At 60.4% G+C, this 15,790-nt stretch carries 11 protein-coding genes and 2 tRNA genes; 4 read left to right on the forward strand and 9 right to left on the reverse strand.

The genetic code is table 11. The features are described 5' to 3' along the window. Positions 1–179 precede the first annotated feature (179 nt). Together rlmB and rnr are read right to left on the reverse strand one after the other, a co-directional pair. The gene (gene rlmB, locus SOP95_RS14985; RefSeq protein ID WP_007973273.1) at positions 180–947 is read right to left on the reverse strand and encodes a 23S rRNA (guanosine(2251)-2'-O)-methyltransferase RlmB; all 768 of its coding nucleotides are present in this window, start codon (positions 945–947) and stop codon (positions 180–182) included. Further along, complete coding sequence (gene rnr / locus SOP95_RS14990; protein WP_274076806.1) at positions 944–3,571, reverse strand: ribonuclease R; 2,628 nt, start codon at positions 3,569–3,571, stop codon at positions 944–946. Before rnr ends, rlmB begins: the two co-directional genes overlap by 4 nt. A gap of 225 nt (positions 3,572–3,796) precedes the next feature. On the opposite strand from rnr, the gene SOP95_RS14995 reads away from it, so the two are divergent. From SOP95_RS14995 to SOP95_RS15010, 4 genes are all read left to right on the forward strand, one after another. Beyond that, positions 3,797–3,883, forward strand: a tRNA-Leu gene (locus tag SOP95_RS14995). A 189-nt stretch (positions 3,884–4,072) separates the two neighbouring features. Then, positions 4,073–4,159 (forward strand) — tRNA-Leu (locus SOP95_RS15000). Positions 4,160–4,418: 259 nt separating this feature from the next. Further along, complete coding sequence (locus SOP95_RS15005; RefSeq protein WP_274076805.1) at positions 4,419–5,429, forward strand: extracellular solute-binding protein; 1,011 nt, start codon at positions 4,419–4,421, stop codon at positions 5,427–5,429. Further along, positions 5,429–6,994 (forward strand): ABC transporter permease, encoded by a 1,566-nt coding sequence (locus tag SOP95_RS15010; RefSeq protein ID WP_323607458.1) that lies wholly within the window; start codon positions 5,429–5,431, stop codon positions 6,992–6,994. The genes SOP95_RS15005 and SOP95_RS15010 overlap by 1 nt, the downstream gene beginning before the upstream one ends. A 97-nt stretch (positions 6,995–7,091) precedes the next feature. On the opposite strand, the gene SOP95_RS15015 is transcribed toward SOP95_RS15010, so the two are convergent. The 7 genes from SOP95_RS15015 to hfq all read right to left on the reverse strand — a co-directional run bounded on the left by SOP95_RS15015 (position 7,092) and on the right by hfq (position 15,733). Beyond that, positions 7,092–9,026 (reverse strand): methyl-accepting chemotaxis protein, encoded by a 1,935-nt coding sequence (locus SOP95_RS15015; protein WP_274076803.1) that lies wholly within the window; start codon positions 9,024–9,026, stop codon positions 7,092–7,094. 151 nt (positions 9,027–9,177) lie between these two features. After that, positions 9,178–10,467 carry an adenylosuccinate synthase gene (locus SOP95_RS15020; RefSeq protein WP_016984782.1) on the reverse strand — a complete coding sequence of 430 codons (1,290 nt, stop codon included), beginning with the start codon at positions 10,465–10,467 and terminating at the stop codon, positions 9,178–9,180. 54 nt (positions 10,468–10,521) lie between these two features. Further along, complete coding sequence (locus SOP95_RS15025; RefSeq protein WP_090328525.1) at positions 10,522–11,709, reverse strand: ATP phosphoribosyltransferase regulatory subunit; 1,188 nt, start codon at positions 11,707–11,709, stop codon at positions 10,522–10,524. Positions 11,710–12,020: 311 nt separating this feature from the next. Beyond that, positions 12,021–12,890, reverse strand: a complete 870-nt coding sequence (gene hflC / locus SOP95_RS15030; protein WP_008064109.1) for a protease modulator HflC — start codon at positions 12,888–12,890, stop codon at positions 12,021–12,023. Continuing rightward, positions 12,890–14,062, reverse strand: a complete 1,173-nt coding sequence (hflK, locus tag SOP95_RS15035) for an FtsH protease activity modulator HflK (RefSeq protein ID WP_323607459.1) — start codon at positions 14,060–14,062, stop codon at positions 12,890–12,892. The genes hflC and hflK overlap by 1 nt, the downstream gene beginning before the upstream one ends. Before the next feature lie 96 nt (positions 14,063–14,158). Beyond that, positions 14,159–15,460 carry a ribosome rescue GTPase HflX gene (gene hflX / locus SOP95_RS15040; protein ID WP_274076800.1) on the reverse strand — a complete coding sequence of 434 codons (1,302 nt, stop codon included), beginning with the start codon at positions 15,458–15,460 and terminating at the stop codon, positions 14,159–14,161. 12 nt (positions 15,461–15,472) lie between these two features. Beyond that, positions 15,473–15,733: an RNA chaperone Hfq gene (gene hfq, locus SOP95_RS15045; RefSeq protein ID WP_007902656.1), complete on the reverse strand. Its 261-nt coding sequence runs from the start codon at positions 15,731–15,733 to the stop codon at positions 15,473–15,475. Positions 15,734–15,790: the final 57 nt, after the last annotated feature.

Here is a 15,790-nt window from a genome sequence, read left to right on the forward strand (position 1 = left end):
AGGGGCGTGGGAGGCGCAAGGGAATTGGTGATTATTTGAACAACCCCCAATTCATGCCACACCACAAAACACTGTAGGAGCGGGCTTGCCCGCGAAAGCGGCATTCAATCCAGCATCGTTGCTGAATGTTGCTCCGCTTTCGCTGGCAAGCCAGCTCCTACAACGGATGTGCGTTCAGCTCAGGATTTTTTGGCGGCAGCCTTGGCTTTGACGCTGCGCTGGCGCTGCGCTTCGAACAGGCATACGCCCGTCGCCACGGACACGTTGAGACTGCTGACGCTACCGGCCATCGGCAGGTTCACCAGGTAGTCGCAATGCTCGCGGGTCAGGCGACGCATGCCTTTGCCTTCGGCGCCCATGATCAGGATGGTCGGGCCGGTCAGGTCCTGGTCATACAGGCTGACCTCGGCTTCCCCGGCCGTACCGACAACCCACAAACCACGCTGCTGGAGTTTTTCCAGGGTGCGCGCCAGGTTGGTCACGGCCACCAACGGAATCACTTCCGCGGCACCGCAGGCGATTTTTCGTACAACCGGCGTCAGGGTCGCCGACTTATCCTTCGGCACGATCACGGCCAGCGCGCCCGCCGCATCGGCGGAACGCAGGCAGGCGCCAAGGTTGTGCGGATCGGTCACACCGTCGAGCACCAGCAACAACGGCGCGCCATCGGTGCGATCAAGCAACTCGTCGAGCATCGCCTCGCCCCAGACCTGGCTCGGACTCACGTCCGCGACCACGCCCTGGTGCACGCCTTCAACCCAGGCGTCCATTTCGCGGCGCTCGGCCTGGCCGACCTGGACGCGGTTTTCGTTGGCCAGCTCAATCAGCGTCTGGACCCGAGGGTCATTGCGACCTTCGGCCAGCCAGATCTGCTTGACGCGTTTCGGGTGATGACGCAACAACGCTTCTACAGCATGCACGCCATAGATTTTTTCCAACTGACTCATGGCTTGGCCTTAGGTTTACGCGCCCCGCCACTCTTGGCTGGAGCCGAGCCCGCTTTTGGCGGGCCTTTACGATGTTTGCTCGGTTTGGCTGGCTTGCCGCCGGCAGCCTTTTCAGGCGCCGACCGTCCGGTCTTTCCCGCAGACGCCGCTTTACCGCCGCTTTTCGCGCCGGCGAGCAACGCCTGCTTCATTTCACGGCTCTTGCGCACTTCAGCGTTTTTCGCCGCCGCATCACTCGGGCGATAAGCCTCGACTGCCTTTTCCTTGGCAGGACGACGACCGGTTTTCGCCGGGGCCGGCTCTGCTTCGGCTTTCGCTGCAGGCGCTGCGGTTTCGGTGCCACGCTTTTTGCGGCCGATCGGCGCGCTGATGGTTTTTTCAGCCATCTCGAAGTCGATCTTGCGCTCGTCGAGGTCGACGCGCATGACCCGCACTTCAACGGTGTCGCCCAGGCGGAAACTGCGACCGGTACGCTCACCGGCCAGGCGGTGGTGCACAGGGTCGAAGTGGTAGTAGTCGCCCGGCAGCGCAGTGACGTGCACCAGGCCTTCGACGTAGATGTCGGTCAGCTCGACGAACAGACCAAAGCCGGTGACGGCAGTGATCACACCCGGGAACGACTCGCCCACGCGATCTTTCATGAACTCGCACTTGAGCCAGTTCACCACATCGCGGGTCGCTTCGTCGGCACGGCGCTCGCTCATCGAGCACTGCTCGCCGAGCTGCTCCAGGGCCGCCTCATCGTACGGATAGATGCGCGCCTTCGGAATGGTCATCGCACCGGCACGGCGAACGTGCGGAGTGTCCTGCTTCGAATGGATCACGCTGCGGATCGCCCGGTGCGTGAGCAAGTCCGGGTAGCGGCGGATCGGCGAAGTAAAGTGGGTGTACGCCTCGTAATTCAGACCGAAGTGGCCCTGGTTATCGGCGCTGTACACCGCCTGGCTCAGCGAACGCAGCATCACGGTCTGGATCAGGTGGAAATCCGGACGATCCTTGATGCCGGCCAGCAACGCCTGGTAATCCTTCGGCGACGGGCCGTCCTTGCCTTTGTGCAGGGACAGGCCGAGCTCGCCGAGGAAGGCGCGCAGTTTTTCCAGGCGCTCCGGTGGCGGGCCGTCGTGCACGCGGTACAACGCAGGAATCTCGTGCTTCTTGAGGAATTCGGCGGTGGCCACGTTGGCCGCCAGCATGCATTCCTCGATCAGCTTGTGCGCGTCGTTGCGGATGGTCGGACGGATTTCCGCGATCTTGCGCTCGGAACCGAAGATAATCCGGGTTTCCTGGGTTTCAAAATCGATCGCGCCACGTACATGACGAGCGGCCAGCAACACCTTGTACAGCGAATACAGCTGTTTGAGGTGTGGCACCACATCGGTGTATTCGCCACGCAGCTTGCGCGCCTCGGTGGCTTTCGGCGTTTCCAGCATCGCGCTGACCTTGTTGTAGGTCAGGCGGGCGTGGGAGTGGATCACCGCTTCATAGAAGCAGTAGTCGGTCATCTCGCCGGATTTGGAGATGGTCATCTCGCAAACCATGGCCAGGCGATCGACCTGCGGGTTCAGCGAGCACAAGCCGTTGGACAACTGCTCAGGCAGCATCGGAATCACGCGCTCGGGGAAGTACACCGAGTTGCCGCGAACCTGCGCCTCGGCATCCAGCGCCGAACCGAGCTTCACGTAGCTGGATACGTCGGCAATCGCCACGTACAACTTCCAGCCGCCGGAGAACAGGCGCAGCTTGCCCGGACGGGCTTCGCAGTAGACCGCGTCATCGAAGTCGCGGGCATCTTCGCCGTCGATGGTGACGAACGGCAGGTGACGCAGGTCGATGCGTTTCTCTTTGTCTTTCTCTTCGACTTCCGGCTTGAGCTTGCCGGCTTCCTTGAGCACGGCGTCAGGCCAGACGTGAGGAATATCGTAGGTGCGCAGGGCAACGTCGATTTCCATGCCCGGCGCCATGTAGTTGCCCACGACTTCGACCACGTCGCCTTGCGGCTGGAAGCGTGGCGTCGGCCAGTGAGTGATCTTCACTTCAACGAACTGACCGATCTGCGCGTTGGCGTTACGGCCCGGCGTCACCAGCACTTCCTGCTGGATCTTCGGGTTATCCGCGACAACGAAACCGATACCACCTTCTTCGAAATAGCGACCGACGATGGTCTCGTGGGCACGGGACACCACTTCGACGATCATGCCTTCGCGGCGCCCGCGACGGTCCAGCCCGGAAACACGCGCCAGTGCACGGTCGCCGTCGAACACCAGGCGCATTTGCGCCGGGCTCATGAACAGGTCGTCGCTGCCGTCGTCCGGCACCAGGAAACCGAAGCCGTCACGGTGACCGCTGATGCGGCCCAGGATCAGGTCGAGCTTGTCCACCGGCGCATAGGTGCCGCGACGGGTATAGATGAGCTGAGCATCGCGCTCCATGGCGCGCAGGCGGCGGCGCAGGGCTTCGATCTGGTCTTCCGTGGTCAGACCAAACTCTTCGACCAGTTGCTCGCGGTTAGCAGGCGAACCCCGATCAGCAAGGTGCTGAAGGATCAGTTCGCGGCTAGGAATGGGGTTTTCATATTTTTCCGCTTCACGAGCGGCCTCGGGATCGAGGGACTGCCAATCGGCCATTAGAGAGTTTTCACCTTGTCTATATACGGGTTAGTTTGGCATAGGCGTAATGAAACGGGAAATTTCAGGCTAAGACGCCCCATCTAAAGCCCTGTATCGACACCAGAATGTTGATTTGAATACCACTGGTGAAATTTTTCAGGTTTTTTTGGTGTCGGGGGTTTACAGTTAAAAAGACGCTCCGTATAGTGCGCGCCATCGACGACGGACAACGTTGCCGATACTGCCCAGATGGTGAAATTGGTAGACACGCCAGCTTCAGGTGCTGGTGACCGCAAGGTCGTGGAAGTTCGAGTCTTCTTCTGGGCACCAATTTCGAGCTTGAGATTAGTTCAATTTCAAGGCTCACACAAAAACCCGCGAAAGCGGGTTTTTGCATTTTCGAGATCTGGTTCAAGCATTTTTGAGATCTGATTTAATAATTTTAAATCAGGGGTTTACAGATCAAATTGCGCTCCGTATAGTGCGCCACATCAACAGCGGCAACGCTGAAGACGAAATGCCCAGATGGTGAAATTGGTAGACACGCCAGCTTCAGGTGCTGGTGACCGCAAGGTCGTGGAAGTTCGAGTCTTCTTCTGGGCACCAATTCAAATTCAAGGTTACGGCCTTGGATTTCACAGAAACCCGCGAAAGCGGGTTTTTGCGTTTCTGGCCTTTGAAAAGCATACGCCCCCTGTAGGAGCTGCCGCAGGCTGCGATCTTTTGATTTTGGTTTTTAAGATCAAAAGATCGCAGCCTGCGGCAGCTCCTACAAGGTCAAAGCGCCTCGCAAGGCCCATTTGAGAAACAATATCGTTTATCATTGTTGCAAGTTTTTGCAATGCGACAGTGAGGAACCCTGCGAATGATGTTTCGAAATACCCTGCGCCGCGGCCTGACCACCACCCTGCTCGGCCTGGCACTCGCCACTCCCCTCACCCAGGCTGCCGACCCCGTTTCCCTGACCCTCTATAACGGCCAACACAAGGAAGTCGGCGACGCGGTCGCCAAAGCCTTCGAAGCCAAGACTGGCATTCACGTCAATGTGCGCAAAGGCAGCAGCAACCAGCTCGCCAGCCAGGTCGTCGAAGAAGGTGATCGCTCCCCCGCCGACGTGATCTACACCGAAGAGTCGCCGCCCCTGAACAAGCTTGGCGAGCAAGGCCTGCTGGCCAAGGCCGACGACGCCACGCTGGCGGTCCTGCCCAAGGACTATGTCGCCGCTGACAGCACCTGGATTGGCGTCACTGCCCGGGTGCGCGTCGTCGCGTTCAACCCGAAACTGATCGACGAAAAAGACCTGCCGAAATCGGTGATGGAGTTCTCCGATCCAAAATGGCAGGGCAAGGTCGGCTTCGTACCCACCAGCGGCGCGTTCCAGGAACAAGCCGTGGCGATCATCAAGGTGCATGGCATGGAAGCAGCCGAAGAATGGCTGACCGGCCTGCGCGCCTTCGGCAAGACCTACAGCAACAACATGGTCGCCCTCAAAGCCGTTGAAAACGGCGAAGTGGCGACGGTACTGGTGAACAACTACTACTGGTTCGCCTTGCAGCGTGAAAAAGGCCAGCTCGATTCGAAACTGCATTACTTCACCGGCGGCGACGTTGGCGGCCTGATTACCGTATCGAGTGCGGCCGTGCTGAAATCCAGCAAACATCCAAAAGAAGCCCAGCAATTGCTCGCCTACATGGCCAGCGAAGAAGGCCAGCGCGTGATCACCCAGACCACCGCCGAATACCCGCTGCACAAAGGCATGCAATCGGATCGCGGCCTCAAGCCTTTCAGCGAGCTGCAAGCGCCGAACGTCACGCCCGCCGACCTGGGCAATGCCGAAGAAGCCCTGGAACTTGAACGCGAGGTTGGCCTGAACTGATGAGCGCCTCGCTATCCGCCTCCGCCACTCATGGGCGGTACGTGCCAGGGCGCAAGCGGCCTTCCATCTGGCTGGTACTGCCGGTTCTGCTCCTGGTGGTGCTCAGCTTGCTGCCCTTGGCTTACGTCGGCCTGAAGGCCTGGCAAGCGGGTTGGGCCGAGGCGCTGCACTTGCTGTGGCGGCCTTATGTGTTTGGCCTGTTGCGCAATACCCTGGCGCTGATGATCGGCGTTACGCTGGCCTGCGGCGTGATTGGCCTGTCGCTGGCCTGGCTGCTGGAGCGCAGCAATCTGCCGGGGCGGCGCTTGTGGGGCGTGATCCTGTGCTTGCCGTTCGCCGTGCCAGCGTTTGTCAGCAGTTTTACCTGGGTATCGCTGAGCGCGCATTTCGAAGGGCTCGGCGGGGCGATTTTGGTAATGAGCCTGTCCAAATACCCGCTGATCTTTTTGCCGGTGGCGGCCACCCTGCGCAATCTCGACCCCTCGCTGGAAGAGTCTGCCCGCACCCTGGGGCAGAATCGCTGGGGGGTATTTTTCCGCGTCACCCTGCCCCTGCTCTGGCCTTCGCTGCTGGCGGGGTCGCTGCTGATTGCCCTGCACATGCTGGTGGAATTCGGCGCGCTGTCGATCATCGGCCTGCAAACCTTCACCACCGCGATCTATCAGCAGTTCGAGCTGGAGTTCAGCAACGCCAACGCCGCGATGCTCTCGGCGGTGCTGCTGGCGCTGTGCCTGATGTTGCTGTGGCTGGAACTGCGAGTTCGCGGTAAGGGCCGGCACGTGCGCACCGGCCAGGGTGCGGCGCGACAGGCAGAACAGGTCCGATTGGGCCGTTGGATGGTGGCCGGGCAGCTTTACTGCCTGTTGCTGGCGATCATCGGCAGCGGCATCCCGTTGGGGATGCTGGTCTACTGGCTGGCTGTGGGCTCGTCGGCGGCATTTCCGGTGGCGGCCATCGGTGAGGCGCTGCTTTCATCCCTGGCGCTGTCATTGGGCGGCGCGGCGCTATGCCTTGTCCTGGCGGTGCCGGTGGGATTGCTGGTGGTGCGCTATAAAGGCCAACTGGCGATCTGGGCTGAACGCTTGCCGTATCTGCTGCACGCGCTGCCAGGATTGGTGATTGCGCTGACCCTGGTGTATTTCGCGTTGCACTATGTGCCAGTGCTGTACCAGACGTCGGCGCTGCTGCTGATCGCTTACGCGCTGCTGTTCTTGCCGCTGGCCCAGGCGCCTATTCGTACGGCGTTGAACAAGGCGGCGCCGCAACTGGAAGAGGCTGCGCGCACATTGGGCGCGTCTTCGTTCAGCGCGTTTTGCCGGGTGACGTTGCCGATCATTTTCCCGGCGTTGGGGGCGGCGTTTGCGCTGGTGTTCCTGGATGCGATGAAGGAGCTGACGGCGACCTTGCTGTTGAGCCCGACCGGGCTTAATACCCTGGCTACCGAGGTCTGGGCGCATACCGCGAACGTGGAGTTTGCGGCGGCGGCGCCTTATGCGGCATTGTTGATATTGGTGTCGGGGTTGCCCGTGTACCTGTTAACGACCCGGATGTATTTGAGCCGCTGATAAAGCAAAAGATCGCAGCCTGCGGCAGCTCCTACAGGGAAACGCGTATTCCCTTGTAGGAGCTGCCGCAGGCTGCGATCTTTTGATCTTTAAGGCATCAAGCCCTGAACTGCCCCAGGCTCGCTTTCAGCTGCGCCGCCAGGCCATCGAGCACCTTGCCGCTGGCCGTGGTTTCCACCACCGCCTGGGCCGCCTTCTCTGCCTGCACATGAATAGTCTCGACCCGACCACGCACCGCCTGAGCCCCACGGGCCTGGTGCTCGGCGGCCTGGGTCGCCAGGCCGATCGCCGTGTGCACCTGCTCGACCGAAGCCTGCACCGATTGCTGCAACCGCGCGCTGTCACGCAGGACCAGCAGGCCCTCGCTGGCCTGACGCCCGGCCTGGCCGATGGCCGCCACGGCTTCGCGTGCGCCTTGCTGCAACGCCACGATGTGCGCCTGGATATCGCCGGTGGAGCTTTGCGTCTTGCTCGCCAATGCGCGCACCTCATCCGCCACCACCGCAAACCCGCGCCCGGTTTCGCCAGCGCGCGCCGCTTCAATGGCCGCGTTCAGCGCCAGCAGGTTGGTCTGCTCGGCAATCCCGTGGATCACCGTCAGCACCACCTCGATCTGCTCGCTCTGCTGCGCCAGGCGCTCGATCACTTGCGCGCCGGTTTCGACCTGGCCTGCCAACGCTTCGATCAGGTTGCCGACTTTGGCCGAGGTCCGGGTGTTTTCGTCGGTGGCCTGGCGAATATCCACCACCTGCTTCAACGCCGCTTGCATGGCATGACTTTCAGACTGTGCTTCATCCGCCATTCGCGACAGGGCCCGCAGGCTTTCCGCCACCTCATCGCGCTGCATGCCTGCCGCCGCATCGGCCCCGGCGTTACGCAACGTCATGGCACCGATTTCCACACCGGTACGCTGTGCGACATCACCCGCCTCGCGCACGATCGGCTGCAATTTATCCACAAAGCGATTGACCGCCGAAGCCATATCACCGATTTCGTCCTTGCTGCTGATCTGCACGCGCTTGGTCAGATCGCCCTCACCCGCCGCCAGGTCATCCATGGCGACAATCAGCATCTTCAGGCGATTGACCACTCGACGGCCGAGCACCACCGCCAGCAACAGCAGGACACCAAAGCCCACCACCGCCAGACTCACACCGATACGCCAGCGCAAGGTTGCCGCGGCCTCCTGCACGGTGCTGGTGGTGTTGGCTTTCATTTCAGCGGCCGTGGACTGGGCCGATTGCAGACGCGCACGCATGGCGGCTGCGCTGTCGGCCGCCGCGCCTTTGAGGCTGTCGCCCACCAGTTGGTCGCCGCTGGCGATCAAGGCCGAGAAGCGCTTGTCCAGGGCTGCCAGATCAGCCTCCACCGAGGCCGTCGAGACGCCCATCAGGACCTTGCCGATTTCCACGCCGTTCGGGTTGATCGAGGCCTCGATGTAGAACACTGACGGATCGTTCTTCGCCGCATCCAGCACCTTGTCCAGCGCACGCTCGCCCTGGCCTTTTTCCAAAAGGGCCTTGTTGATCGGGTTTTCCCGGTTGAGGTAACGCGTCAGGTGCTGGCCGGTGGCGTCGTCATACACCACGAACAGCACGTTGGGGTTGCGCTGAGCCCGACGGGCGAACTCGGACAAGGTCGGAACGTCGTTGTCCCACATGGCACGAGGAGCCACCGAGGCCAGAAGCTGCGCCATGTCGCTGGCGGAATCCTTCAGGTCTTTTTCCAGGGTCGCACGCAACTGCGCCTGCTCGTCCTTCAGCCGTGTAGACAAGCCAGCCGTGAGGCGCTGACGGGTACTGGCAGACAGGCTGTCGAGGCTCGACGTGACTTCACGTCCCGCCTGCTCGAGCTCACCGGAAAGTTTTTGACTGTCCGCGCCAAGGCGCTGACCGAGATCGGCTTCAAGCGCCGTCACAGTGCTCCGGGTCAGCGCGACCGCCACCAGTACCTGCACCAAAAGGGCGATACCAAGGGTAACGAATACGGGCCGCAACAAACGGCTTTGTAACAATGAGAGAACGGCCGACACTTGAAATCCCTCTGCATTAGCGCCATTAAATTGATGGCACGCCCGAAAGTGACGCTTTAGGCAAAGCTAATAGCAAAGGTCATGCCGTTCGACAGGCATATACGACAAAGGCCCCTATTGAGGGGCCTTTGTGTTTTACATCAACAGCTTATCAAGCGAACGGATGGCGCAGAACGATGGTTTCGTTGCGGTCCGGACCCGTCGAAATAATGTCGATCGGCGCGCCGATCAGCTCTTCGACGCGTTTGATGTAAGCACGGGCGTTAGCTGGCAGCTCTTCCAGGGTTTTGGCACCCACGGTCGACTCGGTCCAGCCCGGCACTTCTTCGTACACAGGCTGCAGGCCCACGTAGCTGTCAGCATCAGTCGGGGCAACGGCGTTGCCTTCTGCATCTTTATAGCCGACGCAGATGTTGATGGTTTCCAGACCGTCGAGCACGTCCAGCTTGGTCAGGCAGATGCCCGAGATGCTGTTCACGTCGATAGCGCGACGCAGGATAACGGCGTCGAACCAGCCACAACGACGGGCACGGCCGGTAGTTGCGCCGAACTCGTGACCTTGTTTAGCCAGATGCGCACCGACTTCGTCGAACAACTCAGTCGGGAATGGACCCGAACCTACACGCGTGGTGTAAGCCTTGGTGATGCCCAGGATGTAGTCCAGGAACATGGGGCCAACACCCGAACCGGTCGCTACGCCGCCAGCGGTGGTGTTAGAGCTGGTCACGTACGGGTAGGTACCGTGGTCGATGTCCAGCAGGGAGCCTTGGGCGCCTTCGAACATGATGTCTTTGCCAGCGCGACGCAGGTCGTGCAGCTCGGCAGTCACGTCCAGCATCAGCGGCTTGAGCAGCTCCGCGTATTCTTTGCATTCGGCCAGGGTCTTTTCGAATTCGATGGCTGGCTCTTTGTAGTAACCCACCAGCATGAAGTTGTGGTAATCCACCAGTTCACGCAGTTTGTCTTCAAAGCGCGGCATGTTGAGCAGGTCGCCCACACGCAGGCCACGACGTGCAACCTTGTCTTCGTAGGCCGGGCCGATGCCGCGACCGGTGGTGCCGATCTTCAGCTCGCCGCGGGCCTTTTCACGGGCCTGGTCCAGCGCTACGTGGAAGGACAGGATCAGTGGGCAGGACGGGCTGATACGCAGGCGCTCGCGCACCGGTACGCCTTTTTCTTCCAGCTTGGTGATCTCGCGCAGCAGGGCGTCAGGTGCAACCACCACGCCGTTGCCGATCAGGCACTGCACGCCTTCGCGCAGTACGCCCGACGGGATCAGGTGCAAGACAGTTTTTTCGCCATCGATCACCAGAGTGTGACCTGCGTTGTGGCCACCCTGGTAGCGCACTACGGCGGCAGCATGTTCGGTCAGCAGATCAACGATCTTGCCTTTGCCCTCATCACCCCATTGGGTGCCCAGGACTACGACATTCTTACCCATAACACTTGTCCTCATTCGCGCAAACTTGGTGCCGGCGGCAGCCGGCAGGAAAACTCAAGAAGCCAGTGGCGATACTTGCCAAAGCCCGTTCTGCTGAATCAATTGCCGGTCGCAGTCCGCTTCACGGGCGGCGGCCAATGGCTGCCCAGGCAACGCCTGGACGACACGCTGACCCTCACTGCGCAACTGGCAAACCTGCTGCCAGAGTGCCGCATCCGTACTGTCAGGCATCCAGATACCGCCAGACGGTAGCTCGATCTCAGCACGCCCCAGGGTCACCAGGGTTTTCAAATCGGTGGAGAAGCCGGTGGCCGGACGGGCACGACCGAAGTCGGCGCCGATGTCGTCGTAGCGACCGCCCTGGGCGATGGACTGGCCAACACCCGGCACGAACACCGCGAACACCACACCGGTGTGGTAGTGGTAACCGCGCAACTCGCCCAGGTCGAAGTACAGCGGCAACTCCGGGAAACGCACGGACAAACGCTCGGCAATCGCCAGCAAGTCATCCAGTGCCGCCAGCACCGGGGCCGGGGCCTTGGCCAGTCGCTCACGCGCGGCCGCCAGCACTTCACGGCCGCCACACAGATCGACCAACGCACGCAGCATGCCCGATAGATCAGCCGGCAAGCCTTCGGTCAAGGTAATGACCTCGTCGATGGCCTTGCGTTGCAACGCATCGAACAACTGTTGTTCAACTTCGCCGGACAGACCGGCGGCGCGGGCCAGGCCGCGGTAGATACCGACATGCCCCAGGTCCATGTGCACATCCGGCACATCGGCCAGTTGCAGCATGGCAAGCATCAGGCTGATGACTTCCACGTCGCTGCTCGGGCTGGCATCGCCATACAACTCGGCGCCCAACTGGATCGGGCTGCGCGAGGACGACAAGGCACGCGGCTGGGCATGCAGCACGCTGCCGGCGTAACACAGGCGGCTCGGACCTTCGCGACGCAGGGTGTGCGCATCGATGCGCGCCACTTGCGGCGTGATGTCGGCACGGAAACCCATCTGCCGGCCCGATTGCGGGTCGATGACCTTGAAGGTCCGCAGGTCCAGGTCCTGGCCCGCGCCGGTCAGCAGGGATTCCAGGTACTCGATATGGGGAGTCACGACAAACTCGTAACCCCAGCTCTGGAACAGATCCAACACCTGACGACGCGCAACTTCAATGCGCGCCGCTTCAGGTGGCAGTACTTCTTCGATGCCATCTGGCAGAAGCCAGCGGTCTACCGTTGCCATTACGCCTTCCCCTGTATCCGGGCGGTCAGCCTTTGGCCGAGCCTTGAGTGAAGCAGAAAATGATCAGCCCATGGTCATAAATCGGACGCAGGAGCAACGAAGCGAAACGCCTGCTACCGGCTTCGCCAATCACTTTCCTCGAAAAACCTGTCGAGCATTCAGCTCGGGCACCTGCACAAAACAGCAATCAAACGTGCAGACGCAAAAAAGCCGGGAATTTCCCGGCTGCCGCATCATACACACGTTTTCCCAAAGGATCACCCCGCCAGAGGTTTTAGCCGCCCGGCGGGATGAATCAGGTCAACGTCGTATCAAGGCTTGGCTTTTTCCAGGTAGTGGAAGAAGTCACTGCTTGGGTCCAGGACCATGACGTCGGATTTGTTCGCGAAGCTTTCACGGTAGGCGCGCAGGCTACGGTAGAACGCGTAGAACTCCTGATCCTGACCGTAGGCCTTGGAATAGATCGAAGCGGCCTGGGCGTCACCGTCACCGCGAATCTCTTCGGATTCACGATAGGCTTCGGCCAGCAGCACGCGGCGTTGACGATCGGCGTCGGCACGGATGCCTTCAGCCAGCTCGTTACCCTTGGCGCGGTGCTCGCGAGCTTCACGCTCACGCTCGGTGCTCATACGTTCGAACACGCTGCGGTTCACTTCCTTCGGCAGGTCGATGGTCTTGACCCGAACATCGACAACCTCGATGCCCAGCTCTTTTTCGGCCATCTTATTCAGCGAAGCGGTGATATCCGCCATCAGCGCATCACGCTCACCGGACACCACTTCGTGCAAGGTGCGCTTACCGAACTGGTCACGCAGGCCCGACTCGAGACGACGGGACAGACGCTCGTCGGCAATCTGCTTCAGACCGGAAGTCGCGGTGTAGAAACGCTCGGCGTCCTTCACCCGCCACTTGGCGTAGGCATCGACCATCACGGCTTTCTTTTCCAGCGTCAGGAAGCGTTGCGTCGGTGCATCCAGCGTCATCAGGCGTGCGTCAAATTTACGCACCTGGTTAACGTAGGGCACTTTCACATGCAGGCCTGGCTGAACATCGGTCTGGACCACGCGACCGAACTGCAGCAACACCGCACGCTCGGTCTGAGCCACGATGTAGAAGCAGTTCCAGGCAGCGATCGCCACGACGACGCCGACAATAAGGGCGATCAGCGATTTATTGCTCATCAGCGACTCTCCCTGGTACGTGCTTGCTGTTGCTGCAGATCAGCTGCCGCACGCGCATTCGCTTCATTGCTGCTGGCTGCCGCGCCGGTCACCTGGGTGCTGGTGCTGCGACCACTTTCGACCATCTTGTCCAGAGGCAGGTACAGCAGGTTGCTCTGGCCATTTTTGTTGCCGGTCACGAGAACCTTGCTGGTGTTGCTGAAGACTTCCTGCATGGTGTCCAGGTACAGACGCTGGCGGGTGACTTCAGGTGCCTTGCGGTACTCGGCGACCAGTTTGGTGAAGCGATCGGCCTCACCCTTGGCGCGCGAGACGGTTTCGTCACGGTAGCCATTGGCATCTTCAAGGATGCGCTGGGCCTGACCACGGGCTTCCGGCACGACGCCGTTGGCATAGGTTTCAGCCTGGTTGCGCGAACGCTGCTCGTCTTCACGGGCGCGGATCACGTCATCGAAGGCTTCCTGCACTTCACGCGGTGCCGCTGCGCTCTGTACGTTGACCTGGGTGACGGTGATACCGGTGCGATAGGTATCCATGAAGCGTTGCAGGCGCTCCTTGATTTCGCTGGCCATCAACTCACGACCTTCGGTCAGCACCTGGTCCATCGCGGTGGAACCCACCACATGGCGCAGGGCGCTGTCGGTCGCGTGCTGCAGGCTGATTTCCGGCTGATCGACGCTCAGCACGAAGTCCTGCAGGTTGCTGATCTTGTACTGCACGGTCAGCGGCACTTCGACGATGTTCTCGTCTTCAGTCAGCATTTGACCCTGCTTGGTGTACGCCCGCTCACGCGTGACGTTTTCCATGTACTTCTTGTCGATCGGCGGGAAGTAGATATTCAGGCCGGGACCGACGGTTTCGTAGTACTTGCCGAAGCGCAGCACCACAGCTTGCTCCTGCTCGTCGACGACATAGACCGCGCTGTACAGCCAAACGGCCGCCAACACGACCAGGCCGATGCCCAGCAGGCCGCCGAAGCCGCCGCTCTTGCCCGAACCGCCCCCATCATCCCCGCGTTTCTTGCCACCACCGAACAACCCGTTCAGGCTTTCCTGCAGCTTTCGGAAGGCCTCGTCGAGATCTGGTGGTCCCTTGCGGTCGCCGTTATTGCGGCGCTTGCCACCCCAAGGATCCTGATTATTCGAGTTGCCACCCGGCTCATTCCAAGCCATAGCGCTCTCCATCTGATAAAGCAAAGACGCACCCACGGCGCGCCGACCAATGCTACAGAATGCCTGTCACCACGGCACAACCGCTTTCTCAGGCTTTTATTGCAAAGTGTGTTGCTCGATGAATTCCATCGGCTGCAATCCTTCGCGGCTTACCAGTCGATTCAACTCGACCCGGGGCAAACGAACGGCCAGCAAACTGATGCCTTCTTCGTCGTGCTCTTCTTTTTGCACCGCACCGAGTTCGAAAAACTGCGCACGCAGTCGGGCGAATCGTTGCGGCAAGCGCAGGGTACCGATAAACAAATCACTGCCAAGCAATTCGGCAATGGCTTGCTCAAGCAATTCCAGACCAGTGCCATCACGCGCCGACAGCCAGACCCGCTGGGGTTTGCCATTTTCGTCGCGCTGGATTTGTGGCTCAACGCCTTCAAGCAAATCGAGTTTGTTATAGACCTCGAGGATCGGCAAGTCCTGGGCACCAATCTCGCCCAGCACCACCATCACCTGCTCGATCTGCAACATGCGATCCGGTTCCGCCGCATCGATCACGTGCAACAACAGGTCGGAGTTGCTCGATTCTTCGAGGGTAGACCGAAATGCCTCGACCAGCTTGTGGGGCAAGTGGCGAATGAAACCTACCGTGTCCGCCAGGACAATCGGCCCCAGATCGTCCAGTTCCAGACGACGCAGGGTCGGGTCCAGCGTGGCGAACAATTGGTCAGCCGCGTAGACGTCGGATTTCGTCACATTGTTGAACAGCGTGGACTTACCGGCGTTGGTATAGCCCACCAGCGACACGGTAGGGATATCCGCACGCGAACGACCACGGCGCGACTGTTCGCGCTGGCTGCGCACCTTCTCCAGCCGGCCCTTGATCTGGCGCAGGCGAACCCGCAGCAAGCGGCGGTCGGTTTCCAGTTGGGTTTCACCCGGGCCACGCATGCCGATACCGCCACCCTGGCGCTCAAGGTGAGTCCATCCGCGAACCAGCCGGGTGCTCATGTGGTCAAGCTGGGCCAGTTCTACCTGGAGCTTGCCTTCATGGGTACGGGCGCGCTGGGCGAAAATATCGAGAATCAGACCGGTACGGTCGATCACGCGACACTCGAAAACACGTTCGAGGTTACGTTCCTGACTGGGCGTGAGGACGTGATTGAAAATCACCAGATCGGCTTCTTCGGCCTTGACCAGGTCGCGCAGTTCCTCGACCTTGCCGCTGCCAATCAGGAATTTGGCGGTTGGCCGATGACGCGGCACGTTAAAAAACGCAACGGTCTCGGCGCCGGCCGAATTAGCCAATTCCTGAAACTCCTGCGGGTCTTCGCGCGCCTCAGGGTCCTGTCCATCCAAGTGAACGAGTATGACTCGCTCACCACCACCGTGGCGCTCAAAGAACAAAGGAGACTCCTATCAGGCGTTACCTGGCTCAGCATCACCCGCTTCCGATTCGGTTGCGCTAGGCAGACGAATTGGACGAACCGGCACTACTGTAGAGATAGCGTGTTTGTAGACCATTTGGCTGACGGTGTTTTTCAGCAGGATAACGAACTGGTCGAAAGACTCGATCGTACCTTGCAGTTTGATACCGTTGACCAGGTAGATGGACACCCCAACTTTCTCTTTACGTAAAGTATTCAAGTAAGGGTCTTGTAGCGAATGCCCTTTTGACATGTGCCGCACTCCTTTAAGGATTCAAAATAAAAAAATAGGTAAACAGATGGCTTTGGC

Source organism: Pseudomonas sp. YuFO8 (assembly GCF_035065025.1).
GTDB lineage: Bacteria > Pseudomonadota > Gammaproteobacteria > Pseudomonadales > Pseudomonadaceae > Aquipseudomonas > Aquipseudomonas putida_AE.

Excerpts from the sequence above, each read along its gene's own strand:
- hfq (WP_007902656.1), bottom strand. The coding sequence starts at position 15,733 with ATGTCAAAAGGGCATTCGCTACAAGACCCTTACTTGAATACTTTACGT.
- rlmB (WP_007973273.1), bottom strand. The coding sequence starts at position 947 with ATGAGTCAGTTGGAAAAAATCTATGGCGTGCATGCTGTAGAAGCGTTG.
- hflC (WP_008064109.1), bottom strand. The coding sequence starts at position 12,890 with ATGAGCAATAAATCGCTGATCGCCCTTATTGTCGGCGTCGTCGTGGCG.
- hflK (WP_323607459.1), bottom strand. The coding sequence starts at position 14,062 with ATGGCTTGGAATGAGCCGGGTGGCAACTCGAATAATCAGGATCCTTGG.
- rnr (WP_274076806.1), bottom strand. The coding sequence starts at position 3,571 with ATGGCCGATTGGCAGTCCCTCGATCCCGAGGCCGCTCGTGAAGCGGAA.
- SOP95_RS15010 (WP_323607458.1), top strand. The coding sequence starts at position 5,429 with ATGAGCGCCTCGCTATCCGCCTCCGCCACTCATGGGCGGTACGTGCCA.
- SOP95_RS15020 (WP_016984782.1), bottom strand. The coding sequence starts at position 10,467 with ATGGGTAAGAATGTCGTAGTCCTGGGCACCCAATGGGGTGATGAGGGC.
- SOP95_RS15005 (WP_274076805.1), top strand. The coding sequence starts at position 4,419 with ATGATGTTTCGAAATACCCTGCGCCGCGGCCTGACCACCACCCTGCTC.
- SOP95_RS15025 (WP_090328525.1), bottom strand. The coding sequence starts at position 11,709 with ATGGCAACGGTAGACCGCTGGCTTCTGCCAGATGGCATCGAAGAAGTA.